Raw genomic sequence first — 779 nt, 5'->3', positions numbered from 1 at the left:
CGGGGGAGCGGTCGTGGCGGGCGGGGTCGACCCGGCGGAGCCGGACCCGCTGCCGCGCACGACCCTCCGATGGGTCGTCACGGGGTATTTGTGCGTGGGGGCAGGGGCCGTGCTCTACGCCTCGGACGGGCCGCTGCGGGCCGACCCGCTCAGCGCGCTGCTGCGGCTGCCGCTCGTCGCGTACGGTGCCGCCTGGCTCGGCGTGTGGGCGGCGCGCGGCCGGCCCCGGCCGACCCTGCCGGCGCCCATCCGCTGGGTGGTGTGGCGGGTGCCGTGGGGCGTACGGACCGTACTGGCGCGCCCCCTGATGCTGGGCGCGGGGCGGGGCGCGCTCGCGGGCACGGCGGTGCTGCTCGGTGGGGGAGCGGTGGTCGCCGCCGGTTCCCTCGCACTCCATGCCGGGGCGGCGGGCCGGAGCTTCGCCGCGCTGTCCCAGCCGTGGTCCGGGCGGTTCGCGGTGCTGCTGCTCGCTCTCGCGCTGGTGCCGAACGCGTGTGGGTGGGCGGCGGCGTACGTGCTCGGGCCCGGGTTCACGCTCGGTGCGGGCAGTGTGGTGCGGCCGGTCGGGGCCGTCGCCCACCCGGATCTGCCGGCCTTCCCGCTCCTGGCGGCCCTGCCGGAGGAGGGGCCGGGGACGCCGCTCACCTGGCTGGTGCTGCTGGTGCCGGTCCTGGCGGGGCTGGCGGTGGCCCGGTTCGCGGCGGGCCCGCCGGCGATTCCTGGGGTGGTCACGGGATCGCCGACCGCGGCGGGATCGGGAGCGGGGGAGGGGGCGGCTT

The 779-nt window shown here is 79.2% G+C and carries 1 protein-coding gene; it reads left to right on the top strand.

The features are described 5' to 3' along the window. Positions 1-13: 13 nt before the first annotated feature. On the top strand, positions 14-779 hold a 766-nt coding region (locus ACSNOD_RS31545; RefSeq protein ID WP_436770495.1), incomplete at its 3' end, for a cell division protein PerM.

The organism is Streptomyces sp. URMC 123 (assembly GCF_051386515.1).
Taxonomy (GTDB): Bacteria; Actinomycetota; Actinomycetes; order Streptomycetales; family Streptomycetaceae; genus Streptomyces.
This window is presented reverse-complemented; position numbering and strand designations above follow the sequence as displayed.